This window comes from Streptomyces sp. FXJ1.172, from assembly GCF_001636945.3.
Classification (GTDB): Bacteria; Actinomycetota; Actinomycetes; order Streptomycetales; family Streptomycetaceae; genus Streptomyces.
The window spans coordinates 3,414,485-3,433,606 of sequence record NZ_CP119133.2 but is presented as its reverse complement, the minus strand read 5'-3'; the positions used below and the strand labels follow the sequence as shown (position 1 = coordinate 3,433,606).

Below are 19,122 nucleotides of genomic sequence, written 5' to 3'. Positions count from 1 at the left end.
TGACAATACCTCTGCTGCCGGATAAGGCGCCCGTCAAGTAGCTCGGCGCCCCGGCGGACGTGGAACAATCGGGACTGGCTCACCGGCAACGACAGCGAGCAGGAGACACAGCACGATGCGCATCGGAGTTCTCACCGCAGGCGGCGACTGCCCCGGCCTGAACGCCGTGATCCGGTCGGTCGTGCACCGGGCGGTGGCGCAGTACGGCGACGAGGTCATCGGTTTCGAGGACGGCTACCGCGGTCTGCTCGACCGCCACTACCGCTCGCTCGACCTGGACGCCGTCAGCGGCATCCTGGCCCGCGGCGGCACCATCCTCGGCTCCTCCCGGCTGGAGCGCGACCGGCTGCGCGAGGCCTGCGACAAGGCGACCGACATGGTCGAGGAGTTCGGCATCGACGCGCTGATCCCGATCGGCGGCGAGGGCACGCTGACCGCGGCCCGCATGCTCTCCGACGCCGGCCTGCCCGTCGTGGGCGTCCCGAAGACCATCGACAACGACATCTCCTCCACCGACCGCACCTTCGGCTTCGACACGGCCGTGGGCGTCGCGACCGAGGCCATGGACCGCCTGAAGACGACGGCCGAGTCCCACCAGCGCGTGATGGTCGTGGAGGTCATGGGCCGGCACGCCGGCTGGATCGCCCTGGAGTCCGGCATGGCCGCCGGCGCCCACGGCATCTGCCTGCCCGAGCGCCCCTTCGACCCCGCCGACCTGGTCAAGATGGTCGAGGAACGCTTCGCCCGCGGCAAGAAGTTCGCCGTCGTCTGCGTCGCCGAGGGCGCCCACCCCGCCGAGGGCACCATGGACTACGGCAAGGGCGAGATCGACCAGTTCGGCCACGAGCGCTTCCAGGGCATCGGTACGGCACTGGCGTACGAGCTGGAGCGGCGCCTCGGCAAGGAGGCCAAGCCGGTCATCCTCGGCCACGTCCAGCGCGGCGGCGTGCCCACCGCCTACGACCGCGTCCTCGCCACCCGCTTCGGCTGGCACGCCGTCGAGGCCGCGCACCGTGGCGAGTTCGGCAGGATGACCGCGCTGCGCGGCACCGACATCGTCATGGTGCCGCTCGCGGAGGCGGTCACCGAGCTGAAGACGGTCCCGAAGGACCGGATGGACGAGGCGGAGTCGGTCTTCTAGACGGAGCCCTCCGGGCGGGCCGGGTCGCTAGTGCTGCGACCGGAAAGGTTCACCGGCTCGCGACGCCCGGCACGGCACCTCGCCGCGTTGTCGCATCACCCGAGTACATCCAGTACACGGGCGATGCTCCGCCTTGCGATGCACCGCACCGGACGCCGCGAGCTTTCCGGCAAACCTTTCCGGCCACAGCACTAGCCGGTCCGGTCCGTCACGGATGCCCAGAAGTTCTCGACGATCCGGTCGAGGAACTCCTCGCCCGACTCGCTCGCGCCGCGGCCGCCGCCGCCCCAGCTGAGGGTCGCGGCCATGTGCCCCTGGTAGTCCTGGTGCAGTGACTGCAGGACCTTCTCCAGGACATCCCGGTCCAGCGGGGCCAGCTTGAGCACCGGCCGCACATAGGCCTGCCAGCGGGTGGTCACCGCGCTGTGCAGCAGGTCGGCGAGCTTGTCCTCGCGCCCCGTGACGGCCACGAAGTCCGGCAGGGTGAGGCCGAGCACCTCGGCCAGCGCAAGCGACTGGCGCTCGTTGCCCCGCCACTGCCCGCTCTCCTCCGTCCTCAGGTACCCGGGCAGGTCCATGCCGACGGCGTGGGCGACGTCCTCGGCGGCGACCGCGCGGGCGATGCGGTGCTCGCGCAGGGTGCGGGGCCTTCCGATCAGCTCGCCGGGCGAGCACCACAACACGCCTGCGAGAGCCGTGAGTTCGGGGCCGGACGGCGCGGCGGCACCCCGCTCCCAGGTGATCACGAGGTCGGGGGTGACGTAGGGCAGCCCGTACGAGGCCCGCATGCCGTAGGCGACATGCTCGGGGCCCATACCGAGTGCCGCGCGCAGCCTGCGGGCGGCCTGGGCGTTGAACAGGGGAGCTGAGGGTTGGCGCACCTCGCACAAGCTAAGGGCGCCACGGCGCGGTGGCTACGGTCTGTTCGGCCAGGATCACGGATTGTCGGAACGTACAGTTCCGGCCGTTCGGTATGTAACGGACGGAACACCTCTGCGGCCCGTCTCTTGACCGCCCTGCGCCTCCCTTGACCGCCCCGCTCACTCTTCGACCGGCCCGCTCACTCCTCGACCGGCCCGCTCACCCCTTGACCGCCCCGCCCAGTGCGAAGCCGCCGCCCAGTCTGCGGGCCACCAGTACGTAGAGCAGGATCACGGGTGTCGAGTAGATCACGGAGAACGCGGCGAGCTGCCCGTACGCCACCATGCCCCGGTTGCCGAAGAAGTCGTTGATGCTGACCGAGGCCGGCATCTCGTCCGGGGTGAGCAGCAGCATGAACGGGACGAAGAAGTTCCCCCACATCATCACGAACGAGAACACGGTGACGACGGCGAGCCCCGGCCCCATCAGCGGCAGCACGATCCGCACCAGCGACTGCGGCGAGGACGCCCCGTCGGTCCAGGCCGCCTCCTCCAGCTCCTTCGGCACTCCGTCCATGAAGTTCTTCATCAGCCAGATGGCGAAAGGGAGTTGGGAGGCGGCGAAGAACAGGATCGTGCCCTGCATGGTGTCGATCAGATCGACCCGGACGAACAGCGCGTACACCGGCACCATGACCGCGGTGATCGGCAGGCTCGTCGCGAACAGGATCGCCAGCAGGAACGGCCGGTTGAGGCGGGAGCGGAACCGGGAGAGCGGATACGCGGCCAGGGCGGCGCAGACGACGGTCAGCGCCGTCGCGCCGCCGCACAGGATCAGGCTGTTGAGCAGCGGGGTGTAGGTGATGTCCGGGGTCAGGACGGCGTGGAAGTTGGCCCAGGTGAGCCCGTCGGGGATGCGGACGCGCAGGCCGGCGTGCGGGTCCACGGCGGACAGCACCACCCAGGCCAGGGGCAGCGCGAAGGCGGCGGTCACGGCCAGCAGGGCCAGGTCGGCGGCGAGCCGGCGGGAGGTGTGCTTGCGGGGCATCGCGGTGTCACACCTCCGTCCGCAGCAGGCGCAGATAGACGACGGAGAACAGGGATCCGACGAGCAGCAGGAGCAGGGCGACCGCGGTGCCGTACCCGATCATGCTGTTCTGGAAGGCCTGTTCGTACATGAACAGCGGCAGGGTCTGGCTCTTGTTCCCCGGGCCGCCGCGGGTCATCACCCAGATCAGCCCGAAGACGGACAGCGTCTGCAGGGTGTTGAGCATGAGGTTGGTGGCGATGGACCGGCGGATCATCGGCAGCGTGACGTGCCACATCCGCCGCCAGCCGCCGGCGCCGTCGACCTCGGCGGCCTCCGTGATCTCGGCGGGTATCTCGTCCAGCGCGGCGGAGTAGACGAGCATGGAGAACGCCGTACCGCGCCAGACGTTGGCGAAGGACACGGCGAGGACGGGCAGCGTGAACAGCCAGTTCTGCCGGGGCAGATGGAGCCAGTCCAGGACGGCGTTCAGCGTCCCCTCCCGCCGGAAGAACGCGTACAGCAGAAAGCCGGCCACGACCTCCGGCAGCACCCAGGCGGTGACGACGACCGCGCCGGTGATCGTACGAACCGGTTTCGACGCCCGTTTCATCAGCGCGGCCAGGGCTAGCCCCAGGGTGTTCTGCCCGACGAGCGAGGACAGCACGGTGAACACCAATGTCAGCCATACGGCGTTGATGAACTCGCTGTCCCTGAAGGCCCGGCGGAAGTTGGCGAACCCGACGAACGAGGAGTGCGCCTGCCCCGTCAGCTGCAGGTCGGTGAAGGCGATGTACACGCAGTACGCGATCGGCCCGGCGAGGAAGAGCAGGATGAGGACGACGGCGGGGGTGAGGGGCAGTGCCCGGGTGAACCGGCGGGCCCGGCCGGGGGAGTGCCTCACTTCTGGACCACTTGGCCGCCGGTGACGTCCTTGAGCGTCGAGTCGTAGGCACTCGCCGCCTTCTGCGCGGACGAGTCCCCGGTGGTCACGCTCTCCATCGCCTCCTGGATCGCGGTCGACACCTTCGGGTAGGCCGGATAGGCGGGCCGGTAGTGCGTGCTGGACACGAGATCGGTGAAGAACTTGATGCCGGGCTGGGCGGTGGCGTACGACGGGTCGGCGGCGACGTCCTTGCGCAGCGCGATACCCGAGTTGGCGATGTACCACTTCTTGGCGTTCGCCTCGGTCTGCATCGTCCTGATGAAGTCGAAGGCGAGGCCGGGCTTGCCGGCCTTGGCCGGGATGGCCCAGGTCCAGCCGCCGGACATGCTCACCTTGCCGGGTGCCTGCCCGTGCTCGGTCGGCATGTACGCGAGGCCGAGCTGCTTGGACCAGCCGGGCCAGTCGCGGCCGCTGCCCGGCAGCCAGTTCTGCGGCAGCCAGGACCCGTCCAGGTCGATGCCGACCTTGCCCTGGGGCATCAACTCCCCGACGACGGTGGTGTAGTAGTTGGGGTCGAGGGCGTCGGAGACGTCGGGTCCGAGCTTCTCCTTGTAGACCGTCTCGACGAACTTCAGCGAGTCCGTGAATCCCTGGCTCCCCGCGATCCACTTCTTGCTCCGGCTGTCGTACAGCGGATCGGACGTTCCGTCGCCGGTGCCGTAGAGCAGCATCTCCATGCCCTGCATGGTGGCCCGCTCACCGGCCGGTTTGCCGGTGTAGACGTTGAGCGGGACGACGCCGGGGACCTTCTGCTTGATGGTGCGGGCGGCGGCGAGGATGTCGTCCCAGGTCCTGGGCTGCCAGTCGAGCGGCAGCCCGGCCTTGTGGAACACCCGCTTGTCGAACCACAGCCCCCGGGTGTCGGTCCCGTCCGGCACGCCATACGTCTTCCCGTCCTCACCCCGCGCCGACGCCTTGGCGTTGCCGAGGAACTGCTGCCAGTCCGGCCAGTTGGCGAGATAGGGGTCGAGCGGCTTCAAGTAGCCGCTGGTGGCATCGGAGTTGATGAGGAAGGTGTCCTCGTAGACCAGGTCCGGCGCGGTCCTCGGTGAGCGCATCAACTGCTGGACCTTGGTGTAGTAATCGGAGTCGGGTGCCTTGACCGGCACGAACTCGACCTTCTTGCCCGGGTATTTCTTCTCGAACTCCTTCTTGACCCCGGCGAGATAGGTGTCCATCACCTTGATGGAGTTGTCGGTCGACTGCTTGTACGACACCTTCAGCGTGTTCGGACTGCTGCCGGAGCCACTGCCGCAGGCGGTGAGCGCGCTGGCGGTGAGAGCGGCGGTGAGGAGGGCGGAGAGGGCGGCGGTGGGGCGCACGGGCATGACCTCCTGAGGGCGCACTGTGCGTGGCCAGGTGGTTGCCGTGCGAAGGTAAGAGGAGTGGTCTAGTCAGGTCAATGGATGTGCGCGGGATTGGACGCAGCCGGGCTGCAGGAGGCGGCCGGCGTCGCCGGACCCGGGAGGGCGCGGGAGACGGGGTGAGGGGCGGGAGTCAGTCCGGTTGCCCGGACAGCCCGGCCGCTCGGGCTCGGACTCGGGCGGCGTCTGCGGGGGCGTTGGCGCGGGTGTAGGCGTCGGCGGACTGGAGGTAGGCGGTGCGGGCTTCGGCGGGGTGGTGGGCGGACATGTGGCTGCGGGCCAGGTTTTCGAGGGTTTGCCCTTCGCCGTACCAGTCCTCGAATTCCCGGCAGATCTCCAAGTCCTTGCGGTACGCCGTTACCGCCTCCTGCGTCCGGCCCGCCTCCCACAGGGCGGTGCCGAGGTTGTTCCACGCGATGCCCTCGCCGTGGCGGTCGCCGATGGCCTGGGCGAGGTCGCGGGAGTGGATGAGGGCCTCGATCGCCTCCCCTGACCGGCCCGCCCCCTGCAGGGCGGTGCCGAGGTTGTTCCACGCCCCGGCCTCGCCATGGCGGTCGCCGGTGGCTTGGGCGAGGTCGCGGGCGCGGATGAGGGCGACGATCGCCTCCTGCGGCCGGCCCGCCTCCCACAGGGCGGCGCCGAGGTCACCCCATGCGGCGGCCTCGTGACTGCGGGCCCGGACGGCCTGGTACAGGTCGCGGGCGTGGATGAGGGCGTCGATCGCCTCCTCCGCTCGGTCCGCCTCCCGCAGGGTGACGCCGAGGTTGCCCCACTGCATGGCCTCGGCGTGGCGGTCCCCGACGCGGTGGGCGGCCTCCTGCGCGGCACGGCAGACGGTGATCGAGTCATCGAAGTACCGCCGCCAGGCGAGATACGTGGCAGCCTCGGTCGTCGGGCTGGGGGCGCTCATCGTGCGGTACGCCCTGCCGTTCGGGGCGGCAGGCGCGGCCGGATGAGCGATCACGTGCTCACCACCCTCGGCCACATCTGCGAAACCCGAGCAGTCCGGCTAACGGCCCCGCACCCACCGGTACACCAGCTCCGGCCTCCCCACCTGCCCGTACAGCGGGCTCCGGTCGGCTCGTCCCGCCTCCACCAGGTGCTCCAGATACCGCCGGGCGGTGATCCGTGAGATCCCGACCGTCTCCGCCAGCCCCGCCGCCGTGAGCCCCTCCTGCGCTCCTCGCAGAGCGGACGTCACCCGCTCCAGCGTCGGCCCGCTCAGCCCCTTCGGCAGGGCCGCGGGGGTCGGTGCGCGCAGGGTGGCCAGGGCGCGGTCGACCTCGTCCTGGCCGCTCGCCTCGCCGGCCGCCGCGTGGAACTCGGCGTAGCGGACCAGGCGGTCGCGCAGGGTGGCAAAGGTGAAGGGCTTCAGGACGTACTGGACGACGCCGAGCGAGACGCCCTCGCGGACCACCGCCAGATCGCGGGCCGACGTCACCGCTATCACGTCCGCGTGGTGGCCGGCCGCGCGCAGGGAGCGGGCCAGCTGCAGCCCGTGCACATCCGGCAGATGCAGGTCCAGCAGCAGCAGGTCCACCGCCGTACGGTCCAGGAACCGCCGCGCCTCCGCGCCCGTGTGGGCCTTGCCGACCGCGACGAACCCCGGCACCCGCCCGACGTACATCACATGCGCGTCGGCGGCCACCGGGTCGTCCTCGACGACCAGGACGCGGATGGGCCGCCGCTCGTCCGTCATCTGCTGCCACCCGTGGGTGTGTGCAGCGGCAACCGCACCTCGAACACCGCTCCGCCCTCGCCGTCGTCGTCGGATTCCGCCACCGTCAGCGTGCCCTCGTGGCGGGCCACCGCCTGCCGGACCAGGGCCAGTCCGAGCCCCCGCCCGCCGGGCCCGGCCGGCTTGGTGGAGAACCCCCGCTGGAATACCAGGTCGGCATGGGCGGGGTCGACACCGGGGCCGGTGTCGCTCACCCGCAGGACCACCTCGCCGGCCGACGCGTACGCCGTCACCGTCACCCGCGCCCCGGCGCTGCCCTGCGCCGCGTCCACCGCGTTGTCGATCAGGTTGCCGAGGATCGTGACCAGGTCGCGTGAGGACAGTTCCGCCGGGAGCAGGCCGTCGTCCAGGCGGCTGTCGGGGGAGACCACCAGCTCCACGCCCCGCTCGTTGGCCTGGGCCGTCTTGCCGAGCAGCAGGGCCGCGAGCACCGGTTCGCCGACGGCCGCCACCACCCGGTCCGTCAGGGCCTGCGCCAGCTCCAGCTCCGCCGTGGCGAACGCCACCGCCTCCTCGGCGCGGTCCAGCTCGATCAGCGACACCACGGTGTGCAGGCGGTTGGCCGCCTCGTGCGCCTGTGAGCGCAGCGCCTGGGTGAAGCCGCGCTCGGAGTCCAACTCGCCCGTCAGGGCCTGCAGTTCGGTCACGTCGCGCAACGTCACCACCGTTCCCCGGCGCTCACCTCCCGACACCGGGGAGGTGTTCACCACCAGCACGCGCGACGCGGTCAGGTGCACCTCGTCCACCCGGGGCTCGGACGACAGCAGCGCGCCGGTCAGCGGGCCCGGCAGGCCCAGGTCCGCCACCGAGCGGCCGATCACCGCCCCCTCGCTGCCCACTCCCAGCAGCTCCCGCCCGCCGTCGTTGATCAGCGCCACCCTGTACTGCCCGTCCAGCATCAGCAGGCCCTCGCGGACCGCGTGCAGCGCCGCCTGGTGGTAGTCGTGCATCCGGCTCAGCTCGGCGGCGTTCATGCCGTGGGTGTGGCGGCGCAGCCGGGCGTTGATGACGTACGTGCCGACCGCGCCCAGCAGCAGCGTGCCGCCGGCGACGCCGAGCAGGGCCGTGACCTGGCCGCGGACCCGGGCGCTGATCTCCTCCACCTTGATCCCGGCGCTGACCAGGCCGATGACGCGGCCGTTGTCCTCGACCGGGGTGACCGCGCGCACGGAGGGGCCGAGCGTGCCGGTGTAGGTCTCGGTGAAGGTGTGACCGCGCACGGCCGGGCCGATACGGCCGAGGAAGCGTTTGCCGATCTGTCCCGGGTCCGGGTGGGTCCAGCGGATCCCGTCCGTGTTCATGATCGTCACGAAGTCGACGTCCGCGTCCCGGGTGACCTGCAGCGCGTACGGCTCCAGGGCCGCCGACGGGTCGGAGGTGTGGATCGCCGCGCGCACCGAGGGGGCGTCCGCGATCGACCGGGCCACGGCCGTGACCTGGCGGACCGCCGCGTCCTCGGCCTGCCCCCGGTCGCTGACGTAGGTGAACAGCGCGTACCCGGCCACGACCAGCGCGATCAGCACGGCCTGCATGGCGAACAGCTGGCCCGCCAGGCTGCGAGGCCGGGGGAGGGAGGGAACGCGCATGCCAGCAGTGTGCCTCCTCGGTTAAGTGTGAACTAAATGAACGGAAGGGTGACCGCCCTCACAGGCCGGGAGATAGTCACGGCATCCCCCACAACCCCCGGACGTGAGCCGCACGCCGGTGATGCCGACGAAGACGTCAAGGAGGGCAGCCGTGGCCGCCAGCACCCCCGATACGGCACCAGCCGTACCCCGCGTGAAGCGGGACCGGACCCACTACCTGTACATCGCCGTCATCGCGGCGGTCGCGCTGGGCATCGCGGTGGGGCTCATCTGGCCCGACGCGGCCGTCCAGCTGAAGCCGCTCGGTACCGGCTTCGTCAACCTGATCAAGATGATGATCTCGCCGATCATCTTCTGCACGATCGTGATCGGCATCGGGTCGGTGCGCAAGGCTGCCAAGGTCGGCGCCGTCGGCGGTATCGCCCTTGGCTACTTCCTCGTGATGTCGCTCGTCGCGCTCGCCATCGGGCTCGTCGTCGGCAATGTGCTGCACCCGGGTGACGGGCTGCACCTGACGAACGCGATCAAGCAGTCCGGTCACGCCCAGGTGTCCACCGAGGCGCTGCCGCCCGTCGAGTTCGTGCTGTCGATCATCCCGACCACGTTCGTCTCCGCCTTCACCGGGGAGTCGGTCCTCCAGACGCTGCTGGTGGCCCTGCTCGCCGGGTTCGCGCTGCAGGCCATGGGCCCGGTCGGGCAGCCGGTGCTGCGCGGCGTCGAGCACATCCAGCGGCTCGTCTTCCGCATCCTGTCGATGGTCATGTGGGCCGCGCCGGTCGGTGCCTTCGGCGCGATCGCGGCCGTGACCGGCTCGGCCGGCGTCGACGCGCTCAAGAGCCTCGCCGTGCTGATGCTCGGCTTCTACGTCACCTGCGTCCTGTTCGTCTTCGTGGTGCTCGGCGCCGTCCTGCGGATCGTCGCGGGGCTGAACGTCTTCTCGCTGTGCAAGTACCTGGCCCGCGAGTTCCTGCTGATCCTGTCCACCTCCTCCTCCGAGTCCGCGCTGCCGCGGCTCATCGCGAAGATGGAGCACCTCGGCGTCAGCAAGCCGGTCGTCGGCATCACCGTGCCGACCGGGTACTCCTTCAACCTCGACGGCACGATGATCTACATGACCATGGCGTCGCTGTACATCGCGGACGCGCTGGGCACGCCGATGTCGATCGGCGAGCAGATCCCGCTGCTGCTGTTCCTGCTGCTGGCGTCCAAGGGCGCGGCGGGCGTCAGCGGCGCCGGACTCGCCACCCTGGCGGGCGGCCTCCAGTCGCACAAGCCCGCGCTGGTCGACGGCGTCGGCCTGATCGTCGGCATCGACCGCTTCATGAGCGAGGCCCGTGCGCTGACCAACTTCGCGGGCAACGCGGTGGCGACGGTGCTGGTGGGCACGTGGACGAAGGAGATCGACAAGGACCGGGTGCGGCGGGTGCTCGCCGGGGAGCTGCCGTTCGACGAGACCACGCTGATGGACGAGGGGCAGAGCACGGATGCCGGGGTGCCCGAGCCCCGGCAGGGGGAGCTGGCCAAGGCCTGACCGGCCCGAAGTCCCCGGATGTCCGGCCCCGCCTGAACCCGGGCCGGGCATCCGGCATTTTCCACGCCGCTTCCTGCGACGTTTCCTACGACGTTGCCTGCGGCTCTTCACTCACCTCGGCCACCAGCGCGGTGGCCGCGGAGGCGGGCATGCCCGCCGCGGTCAGTACCGTGACCGCGGCGGAGCGGCCCGCCTCCTGTGCTGTCAGGAGGCCGTCGTTCACCGCCTCCATCACCGCGAACAGCAACTGCTCGTGGGCGTACGCGAGTGCCGGGGCCGGGAGCGGTGAGCCGAAGACGCCGTCCTCAAGGCCCTGCTCGAGCAGCTGGACCTTGTTCGCGCGCAACGGCGCGAGGCGTTCCCGGATGCCCTGGACGGTGACCGTGCGCTGGGCGAGTGCGACCAGCAGCCGGTAGCGGTCGGCGATCCGCCAGATCGCGAGCACCGAGCGGGCCACCGCCTCCGCCGGATCCGCGACCCCTTCGCGGGCTCCCGCGTCCGCGTCCCCCAGAGCCTGGACCGCCTCGTCGACCAGCGTGCTGATCAGCGCCTCACGGCTCGGGAAGTGGCCGTACACCGTTCGTCGTACGACCCCCGCGGCCCGCGCGATCTGGTCCATGGAGGCGTCGGGGTCGCGCAGCAGTTCCGCGAGGGCGACGTCGAGGATGCGGCGCCGGTTGGCGTCGGCGCGGCTGTTACCCGTGGTCATGGCAGTCATTCTGCACGCCCTCCATGATTTGCACATCACTGTGCAGCGGCGTACATTACACACGGTTGTGCAATTGCACGTCACTGTGCAAGTCAGCACCGCTCCGCACCAACCGTCGCGATCCGAGGAAGGCGACCCCTGCCATGCGACTCGTCATGACCGAACCGGTCGAGAAGATGGAGCGCCCCTACGCCCGGCGCTGGTGGGCGCTGCTGGTGCTCTGCCTGAGCCTGCTGATCATCGTGATGGCGAACACGGCCCTCACGGTCGCCGCGCCCGACATGACCAAGGACCTCGGGCTCTCCAGCGCCGACCTGCAGTGGGTGATCGACGGCTACACCGTCCCCTACGCCGCGCTGATGCTGCTGCTCGGCGCGATCGGCGACAAGTACAGCCGGCGCGGGGCGCTCGTCCTCGGCCTCGTCGTCTTCGGCGGCGGCGCCGTCTTCGGCTACCTCGCCGACAGCTCCACCACCGTCATCGCGGCCCGCGCCGTGATGGGCGTCGGCGCGGCACTGATCATGCCCGCCACGCTCTCCCTGCTCGCCGCGACCTTCCCGCGCGCCGAACGCGCCAAGGCGATCGTGCTGTGGACCGCCACCGCCGGCCTCGCCATCGCCGCCGGACCGGTCGTCGCGGGCGCGCTGCTGCGCGACCACGGCTGGTCCTCGACCTTCCTGATCAACGTGCCCATCGCGGCCGTCGCGATCGTCGCCGCCCTCGTGCTCATCCCGCCGTCCAAGGCCGGCCACCACGACCGCATCGACTACGTGGGCGGACTGCTGTCGGTGATCTGGACCGGCTCGCTGATCTACATGATCATCGAGGGCCCGCACTTCGGCTGGCACGCGAAGGCGATCACGGCGGCGGTCGTGGCCGGCGCCGGCCTGGTGGCGTTCGTCCTCTGGGAGCTGCGCCACCCCCGCCCCATCCTGGACGTCCGCCGCTTCGCCGGCCGCCGCTTCGCGGGCTCCAACCTGGCCGTCGCCCTGTTCTTCCTCGCCGTCTTCGGCGCCTTCTACTACCTCACCCAGCACCTGCAGTTCGTCCTCGGCTACGACGCACTCCAGACCGGCGTACGGATGCTGCCGCTGGCCGGCGCGGTCTTCGCCGGCTCGGCCCTCACCGGCTTCCTCACCCCGCGCGTCGGCATGAAGTGGACGGTCGGCGCGGGCATGGTCGGCGGCACCACCGCCCTCGCCCTGCTGACCCGGGTCGACGCGGGCTCGACGTACAGCGACTTCCTCGCCCCCCTGGTCATCCTCGGCCTCGCCATCGGCCTCGCCCTCTCGCCCTGCACCGACGCCATCATGGGCGCCTTCCCCGAGTCCGAGCTGGGCGTCGGCGGCGCCGTCAACGACACCTCGCTGGAGCTGGGCGGCTCGCTCGGCATCGCGATCCTCGGCTCACTGCTCGCGACGTCGTACGGCAACCACCTGCGCGACGCCACCGCCGGCAGCAGGCTCCCGGCGAGCGCCCTGGACACGGCCAGGGACTCGGTCGGGGCCGGCTACGCGGTCGCGCAGGGCATCGGCGAGAAGGCACAGGCCGCAGCCGCGCAGGCCGCCCACGCGACCAACCCCCAGCAGGCGGCGCAGCTGAGGCAGCAGGCGGCCGAACTCGCCGCCGGTGCCCACCGGATGGCCCAGGCGGTCGGCTCGTCCTTCTCCGACGCCGTCGCCCACACCAGCCTGGTCGGCGCGGTGATCCTCGGCATCGGCACCGTGGTGGTGGCCGTGCTGCTCCCGCGCCGTGAAAAGCCCGCGCCGGAGGTGAAGGAGCGGGAGAAGGAGCTGGCGGACAGCGCCGTCGGCTGACCACTCCTTGCGCCCGTCCGCTAACGTGCCGCTCCGGATCAATCGGAACGGCACGTTCGCGCATGGCGTCCGTACATGCGACACGTCAGATACGGGTAAGTGGAGGCACGGGGGATGAAGATCGACTGGGACCGGCGGACCTGCGCGCGGAAGGGGCATGTGACCTACGCGCCCGACGACCCCCGGCTGCGTCTGCGGCTGCACGCCGAGACCGTGGTCGGTGCGGCGTGGCGCTGTCTGCGCTGCGGTGACTTCGTGCTCGGGCAGCCGCACGGCTCGGGGCCGGCCGCCGACGCCCCGCTGGTGCCGCGCGGCAAGGTCCTGCGCGACCTGTTCATCCTGCGCTTCCTCGCGATCGAGCGGTTGGTGCGCGGCGTGTTCATCGTCCTCGTCGCCATAGCGGTGTGGAAGTTCAGCAACAGCCAGGACGCGGTGCGCCGGCTGTTCAACGAGAACATGGACGTCTTCCGCCCGGTCTTCAAGCACTTCCACTACGACCTCGACCACTCGCCCGTCGTCGGCTCCATCCAGAAGGCGTTCGGCTACAAGCACTCCACGCTGCTGCTCGTGGCGGCCCTGCTGCTGGCCTACGCCTTGATCGAACTGGTCGAGGCGGCCGGGCTCTGGTACGCCAAGCGCTGGGCGGAATACCTGACGGTGGTGGCGACGGCGGCATTTCTCCCGCTGGAGATCTACGAACTCACCGAGAAGGTCAGCTATCTGAAGATCGCCACCCTCGTCCTCAACATACTCGCGGTCCTCTACATCGCCGTGGCCAAGCGCCTGTTCGGCCTCCGCGGCGGCCGCAGGGCCTTCGAGGAGGAACGGCACAGCGCCTCCTTGATGGAGGTGGAGGAGTCGGCGGGGGTGCCCGTCCAGCCTCACCCATGGGAGAGTGCGCGCTGAAGGGGGGTGGCGACATGGGCGAGATCCAGGGGTGGTGACCTGAGAGACCCGGACGATGCCCGCGGACATCGTCACCGTGCTCCCGGCCCGCCGCGCTTGCCTTGACGCCGACGTCAACGCCTACGGTCGTAGGCATGCGAATCGGCGAGCTGGCCGCACGGGCCGGGACCACGACCCGCACCCTGCGCTACTACGAGACCCGCGGGCTGCTGCCGGCCCGGCGCGACGGCAACGGACACCGCACGTACGACGAGGCCGACCTCAGGCTGCTGGAGCAGATCCGGACGCTGCAGGACTTCGGGTTCGGCCTGGAGGAGACGCGGCCCTTCGTGGAGTGCCTGCGCGCCGGGCATCCGCAGGGCGACTCCTGCCCGGCCTCGCTCGTGGTCTACCGGCGCAAGCTGGACGAGCTGGACGCGCTCATCGGGCAGCTGTCGGCGGTGCGGGAGACGGTCGCGGGGCAGCTTGCGCGGGCCGAACGGGCGCGGGAGACGCTGGCCGCCGAGGCGCTGGTTCCGGGGGGTCCGGAGCCCGGGTGCGAACTGGGAGGCATTGCGCGATGAGCTTGGTGAGCGGGCTGACCGAGGTGACGGACGCCGATTTCGAGGCGGAGGTGAAGGGCTCGGAGCTGCCGGTGCTGGTGCAGTTCACGGCCGACTGGTGCGGGCCGTGCCGGCAGCTCGCACCGGTGCTGAAGGACATCGCCTTCGAGGAGGGCGACCGGCTGAAGATCGTCCAGCTCGACGTGGACCGCAATCCGCGGACCACGGTCGCCTACGGCGTGCTGTCGACACCCACCCTGATGGTCTTCCGGGGCGGCGAGCCGGTGCGGTCGATGGTGGGGGCCAGGCCCAAGCGGCGGCTGCTGCAGGAGCTGGCCGACGTGCTGTAAAGCGGCTGCGCCGAACGGTCCGGTCACGAAAAAATCCCCTGAGCAATTGCGCTCGGGGGATTTCTGTGCGTATATTCAGTGGTTCGCGACTCGAATTCATTCGAGCCGCGGAGAAGTTCACTGAGCACAGTATATCCGGGCGGGAGCGGAATTGTCAAACACCGAATTTCCGGACGATGAATTGCGGCACGAGCAGGAATTCATCGACGGACTGTACGCGCGCGTGGACGTGCTGCGCGGCGAGGCCGAGACCTCGGTCACGGACGCGCTCGCCCAGGGCGACAAGCCCATGCAGGCCCGGCTGGAACGGGACATCCTGGTCGCCGAGCGTTCGGGGCTGCTCGCCGCGCTGAACGCCGTCTACGGCTCGCTCTGCTTCGGCCGGATCGACCTCGCCGACGGCACCGCCCACCACATCGGCCGGATCGGGCTGCGCGAGGACGACGCCGAGCGCACCCCCGTCCTCATCGACTGGCGGGCCGACGTCGCCCGCCCCTTCTACCTGGCCACCGGTCACACCCCGATGGGCCTGCGCCGCCGCCGGCACATCAGCACCGAGGGCCGGACCGTGACCTCCCTGCACGACGAGATCCTCGACCTCGGTGACACCACCCGCACCGGCTACGAGGACCACAGCGGCGACGACGTGCTGCTGGCCGCGCTGAACTCGGCCCGCACCGGCCGCATGAGCGACATCGTGCAGACCATCCAGGCCGAGCAGGACGAGATCATCCGGGCGCCACACCGAGGCGTGCTGGTGGTCGAGGGCGGGCCGGGCACCGGAAAGACGGCGGTCGCCCTGCACCGCGCGGCTTATCTCCTCTACGAGTACCGCGAGCTGCTGGCCCGCCGGGCCGTGCTGATCGTCGGCCCCAACCCGGCCTTCCTCGGCTACATCGGCGAGGTGCTGCCCTCCCTCGGCGAGACCGGGGTGCTGCTGGCCACAGTCGGCGAGCTGTTCCCCGGCGTGAAGGCGACCGCCGCCGACACCCCCGGGGCGGCCGCCGTGAAGGGCCGCGCCGACATGGCCGAGGCGCTCGCCGCCGCCGTCCGCGACCGGCAGGCCCTGCCCGACCCGGTGATCGCGATCGAGCACGACCGCGAGGTGCTGATGCTCGACGACGGTCTCGTCGGCGTGGCCCGCGAGCGCACCCGCGCCGCCAAGCTGCCGCACAACGCGGCCCGCGAGTACTTCGAGGGCCACATCCTCAACACCCTCACCGAGCTGTACGCCGAGCGCGTGGGCACCGACCCCTACGACGGCAGCAGCCTGCTCGACGCCTCCGACATCACCCAGATCCGCGACGAACTCGCCGAGAACCCCGAAGTCTGGTCCGCCATCGACCAGTTGTGGCCGAGGGTCACCCCGCAGCGCCTCGTCGCCGACTTCCTCGCCGAGCCGGAGCGGTACGTCGGCGACGCGGACGCGGCCGCCATCCGGCGCCCGGTGACCCGGGCCTGGACCGTCGCCGACGTGCCCCTGCTGGACGAGGCGGCCGAACTCCTCGGCGAGGACGAGCGCTCGGCACGGGCCCGTGCCGAGCGCGAACGAGAGACGCAGATCGCTTACGCCCAGGGCGTGCTGGACGTGTCGTACGCCTCCCGGACGTACGAGTTCGAGGACAAGGAGGACAGTGACCCGGACGCCTCCGAGGTGCTGTCGGCGCACGACATCATCGACGCCGAGCGGTTCGCCGAGCGGCAGGAGGAGGCGGACCACCGCAGCGCCGCGGAGCGCGCCGCGGCCGACCGCACCTGGGCGTTCGGGCACATCATCGTGGACGAGGCGCAGGAGCTGTCGCCGATGGCCTGGCGCCTGCTGATGCGGCGCAGCCCGACCCGCTCGATGACCCTGGTGGGCGATCCGGCCCAGACGGCGGAGGCGGCCGGTTCCGGCTCCTGGGCGGACATCCTCGAGCCGTACGTCGAGGACCGCTGGGAGCACACCCGGCTCGGGGTCAACTACCGCACCCCGGCCGAGATCATGGAGCTGGCCGCAGCCGTCGTCCGCGCCGAGAACCCGGACTTCGAGCCGCCGAGTTCGGTCCGTTCCACCGGCGTGCGGCCCTGGGTGCGGCGGGCCGACGACCTGCCCGAGGCCGTGGCCAAGGCGGTCGCCGAACTGACTCCGGACGAGGGCCGGTTGGCGGTGATCGCCCCGCGCGAGCTGCACCGCCGCCTCGCCGCGCGGCTGGACGGCGTCACGGCCGGCGCCGAGCCCGATCTGACCCGTACGGTCGTCCTGCTCGACCCGCGCCAGGCCAAGGGCCTCGAATTCGACTCGGTGCTGGTGGTGGAGCCGGCCCGGTACGGCACCAGCGACCTGTACGTGGCCCTGACCCGGGCCACCCAGCGGCTCGGGGTGCTGCACACCGGCGACCTGCCCGAGGCGCTCAGGCAGGCCGCAGCCACACCGTAGCCAGCGGCGGCAGCGTCAGCCTGATGCTCGCGGGGCGGCCGTGCGCGCCCTGCGGCTCCGGCTTGACCGCGTCCGGGTGGGTCACGCCGCTGCCGCCGTAGCGCACGGCGTCGGTGTTGAGCACCTCCAGCCAGGCCGGTATGTCCTCGGGGACACCGAGGCGGTAGTCGTGGCGGACCACCGGGGAGAAGTGGCAGACGGCGAGCAGCGGGCTGCCGTCCGCGTCCAGGCGCAGGAACGCGAAGACGTTGTCGTCGGCCGCGTCCCCGGTGATCCACTGGAAGCCCGCCGGGTCGGTGTCGCGCTGCCACAGCGCCGGGGTCGCGCGGTAGAGCGCGTTCAGGTCCCGGACCAGGTCCCGCACGCCCCGGTGGTCGGCCCCGGCGCCGTACGCCGCGTCGAGCAGCCACCAGTCCGGGCCGTGCGCCTCGGACCACTCGGCGCCCTGTGCGAACTCCTGGCCCATGAAGAGGAGTTGCTTGCCGGGGTGGGACCACATGAAGCCCAGGTAGGCGCGATGACCGGCGCGCTGCTGCCACCAGTCGCCGGGCATCTTCGACACCAGGGACCGTTTGCCGTGCACGACCTCGTCGTGCGAGATCGGCAGGACGTAGTTCTCGCTGTAGGCGTACACCATCGAGAACGTCATCTCGTGGTGGTGGTACCTGCGGTGCACCGGCTCGTGGCTCATGTACTGCAGCGAGTCGTGCATCCAGCCCATGTTCCACTTCAGGCCGAAGCCGAGCCCGCCGAAGCCGCTCGGGCCCCGGTGGTGGGTGGGGCGGGTGACGCCGTCCCAGGCGGTGGACTCCTCGGCGATGGTGACGACACCCGGGCAGCGCCGGTAGACGGTGGCGTTCATCTCCTGCAGGAAGGCCACCGCGTCCAGGTTCTCCCGGCCGCCGTGCTCGTTCGGCGTCCACCCGCCCGGCTCGCGTGAGTAGTCCAGATAGAGCATCGAGGCCACCGCGTCCACGCGCAGCCCGTCGATGTGGAACTCCTCGCACCAGTACACGGCGTTTGCCACCAGGAAGTTGCGCACTTCGCGGCGGCCGAAGTCGAACTCCAGCGTCCCCCAGTCCGGGTGCGCGGCCCGCAGCGGATCGTGGTGCTCGTACAACGGGCGCCCGTCGAACTCGGCCAGCGCCCAGTCGTCACGCGGGAAGTGCGCCGGGACCCAGTCCATCAGCACGCCGATGCCGGCCTGGTGCAGCCGGTCCACCAGGTACTTGAAGTCGTCCGGTGTGCCGAGCCGGGCCGTGGGGGCGTAGAAGCCGGTCACCTGGTAGCCCCAGGAGCCGCCGAAGGGATGCTCGGCGACCGGCATCAGCTCCACGTGCGTGAAGCCCGTCTCCGTCACGTACGCGGGGAGCTGCTCGGCCAGCTGACGATACGTCAGACCTGGCCGCCAGGAGGGGAGATGGACCTCGTAGACCGAGAACGGCGCCTCGTGCACGGCGGTGTCGCCGCGGTGCGCCAGCCACCGGGCGTCGTCCCACTCGTGGTGCGAGGCGGTCACGATCGACGCCGTGGCGGGCGGCACCTCGGTGCGCCGGGCCAGCGGGTCGGCGCGCAGAGTGTGCGAGCCGTCCGGGCGGGTGATCTCGAACTTGTACGGCTCGCCCTCGCCGATGCCCGGCACGAACAGCTCCCACACCCCGGACGAGCCCAGCGAACGCAGCGGGAACCCGGTCCCGTCCCAGTGGTTGAAGCCGCCCGCGAGCCGCACCCCGCGCGCGTTGGGCGCCCACACCGCGAACCGGGTGCCGGGCACGCCCTGGTGGACGGTGACGTGCGCGCCGAGCGCCTGCCACAGCTGCTCGTGCCGGCCCTCGCCGATCAGATGCAGGTCCAGCTCGCCCAGCGTGGGCAGGAAGCGGTAGGCGTCCTCGGTGTCCAGGACCGTCCCCTCGTACGCCACGAGCAGCCGGTGGACGGGGACCTCGGTGAGCGGGAGCAGACCGGAGAAGAAGCCGTCGCCGTCGTCGTGCAGCTCGGCCCGCAGCTCACCGGCGACGACCGTGACGCCGAGCGCGTAGGGCCGCAGTGCCCGGAAGACGACACCTGCGGGCACGGGATGGGCGCCCAGGACCGCGTGCGGGTCGTGATGGGTGCCGTGCAGGAGCCGTTCGCGGTCGGCGGCGTCCGGGGCGGCAGGCTTGATCGACTTGTTGGGCACGGACGAG

16 protein-coding genes are annotated in these 19,122 nt (G+C 71.0%); 7 read left to right on the top strand and 9 right to left on the bottom strand.

All coding sequences use genetic code 11. The features are described 5' to 3' along the window. Nucleotides 1-115 precede the first annotated feature (115 nt). A complete protein-coding gene (locus A6P39_RS15015; protein WP_067054113.1) occupies nt 116-1,141 on the top strand; it encodes an ATP-dependent 6-phosphofructokinase in 1,026 nt (341 codons plus the stop codon). Nucleotides 1,142-1,332: 191 nt separating this feature from the next. Here A6P39_RS15015 and A6P39_RS15010 read toward each other — a convergent pair whose 3' ends face one another. The 7 genes from A6P39_RS15010 to A6P39_RS14980 form a co-directional block, all read right to left on the bottom strand. Further along, on the bottom strand, nt 1,333-2,031 hold the full coding sequence (locus A6P39_RS15010) for a helix-turn-helix domain-containing protein (protein WP_107304505.1): 699 nt from the start codon (nt 2,029-2,031) through the stop codon (nt 1,333-1,335). Between the two features lie 190 nt (nt 2,032-2,221). Continuing rightward, entirely contained in the window at nt 2,222-3,049 is an 828-nt protein-coding gene (locus A6P39_RS15005) for a carbohydrate ABC transporter permease (protein ID WP_067054109.1), read from the bottom strand. A 7-nt stretch (nt 3,050-3,056) separates the two neighbouring features. Continuing rightward, entirely contained in the window at nt 3,057-3,932 is an 876-nt protein-coding gene (locus A6P39_RS15000) for a carbohydrate ABC transporter permease (protein ID WP_067054107.1), read from the bottom strand. Beyond that, nucleotides 3,929-5,302 (bottom strand): extracellular solute-binding protein, encoded by a 1,374-nt coding sequence (locus tag A6P39_RS14995; protein ID WP_107304504.1) that lies wholly within the window; start codon nt 5,300-5,302, stop codon nt 3,929-3,931. Before A6P39_RS14995 ends, A6P39_RS15000 begins: the two co-directional genes overlap by 4 nt. 169 nt (nt 5,303-5,471) lie before the next feature. After that, nucleotides 5,472-6,302, bottom strand: a complete 831-nt coding sequence (locus A6P39_RS14990) for a tetratricopeptide repeat protein (protein ID WP_234379191.1) — start codon at nt 6,300-6,302, stop codon at nt 5,472-5,474. Nucleotides 6,303-6,347: 45 nt separating this feature from the next. Further along, nucleotides 6,348-7,037, bottom strand: a complete 690-nt coding sequence (locus tag A6P39_RS14985) for a response regulator (protein WP_067054103.1) — start codon at nt 7,035-7,037, stop codon at nt 6,348-6,350. Then, nucleotides 7,034-8,662 carry a sensor histidine kinase gene (locus A6P39_RS14980; RefSeq protein ID WP_067054101.1) on the bottom strand — a complete coding sequence of 543 codons (1,629 nt, stop codon included), beginning with the start codon at nt 8,660-8,662 and terminating at the stop codon, nt 7,034-7,036. The genes A6P39_RS14985 and A6P39_RS14980 overlap by 4 nt, the downstream gene beginning before the upstream one ends. A gap of 121 nt (nt 8,663-8,783) precedes the next feature. On the opposite strand from A6P39_RS14980, the gene A6P39_RS14975 reads away from it, so the two are divergent. Beyond that, on the top strand, nt 8,784-10,193 hold the full coding sequence (locus A6P39_RS14975; RefSeq protein ID WP_067054363.1) for a cation:dicarboxylate symporter family transporter: 1,410 nt from the start codon (nt 8,784-8,786) through the stop codon (nt 10,191-10,193). Nucleotides 10,194-10,278: 85 nt separating this feature from the next. Here the strand turns inward: A6P39_RS14975 and A6P39_RS14970 are convergent, their stop codons facing one another. Beyond that, nucleotides 10,279-10,911, bottom strand: a complete 633-nt coding sequence (locus A6P39_RS14970; RefSeq protein WP_067054099.1) for a TetR/AcrR family transcriptional regulator — start codon at nt 10,909-10,911, stop codon at nt 10,279-10,281. Nucleotides 10,912-11,045: 134 nt separating this feature from the next. Between A6P39_RS14970 and A6P39_RS14965 the strand changes: the two genes are divergently transcribed. From A6P39_RS14965 to A6P39_RS14945, 5 genes are all read left to right on the top strand, one after another. After that, complete coding sequence (locus A6P39_RS14965) at nt 11,046-12,719, top strand: MFS transporter (RefSeq protein WP_067054097.1); 1,674 nt, start codon at nt 11,046-11,048, stop codon at nt 12,717-12,719. A gap of 114 nt (nt 12,720-12,833) precedes the next feature. Continuing rightward, nucleotides 12,834-13,625 (top strand): DUF2127 domain-containing protein, encoded by a 792-nt coding sequence (locus A6P39_RS14960; protein ID WP_067054095.1) that lies wholly within the window; start codon nt 12,834-12,836, stop codon nt 13,623-13,625. Nucleotides 13,626-13,759: 134 nt separating this feature from the next. Next, nucleotides 13,760-14,188 carry a MerR family transcriptional regulator gene (locus A6P39_RS14955; RefSeq protein WP_067054093.1) on the top strand — a complete coding sequence of 143 codons (429 nt, stop codon included), beginning with the start codon at nt 13,760-13,762 and terminating at the stop codon, nt 14,186-14,188. After that, nucleotides 14,185-14,517, top strand: a complete 333-nt coding sequence (gene trxA, locus A6P39_RS14950; protein ID WP_275883858.1) for a thioredoxin — start codon at nt 14,185-14,187, stop codon at nt 14,515-14,517. The genes A6P39_RS14955 and trxA overlap by 4 nt, the downstream gene beginning before the upstream one ends. A gap of 181 nt (nt 14,518-14,698) precedes the next feature. After that, complete coding sequence (locus tag A6P39_RS14945) at nt 14,699-16,936, top strand: HelD family protein (RefSeq protein ID WP_199840991.1); 2,238 nt, start codon at nt 14,699-14,701, stop codon at nt 16,934-16,936. Here A6P39_RS14945 and glgB read toward each other — a convergent pair. Next, nucleotides 16,911-19,115 (bottom strand): 1,4-alpha-glucan branching enzyme, encoded by a 2,205-nt coding sequence (gene glgB / locus A6P39_RS14940; RefSeq protein WP_067054091.1) that lies wholly within the window; start codon nt 19,113-19,115, stop codon nt 16,911-16,913. The two genes, A6P39_RS14945 and glgB, sit on opposite strands and share 26 nt — an antisense overlap. Between the last annotated feature and the right edge of the window lie 7 nt (nt 19,116-19,122).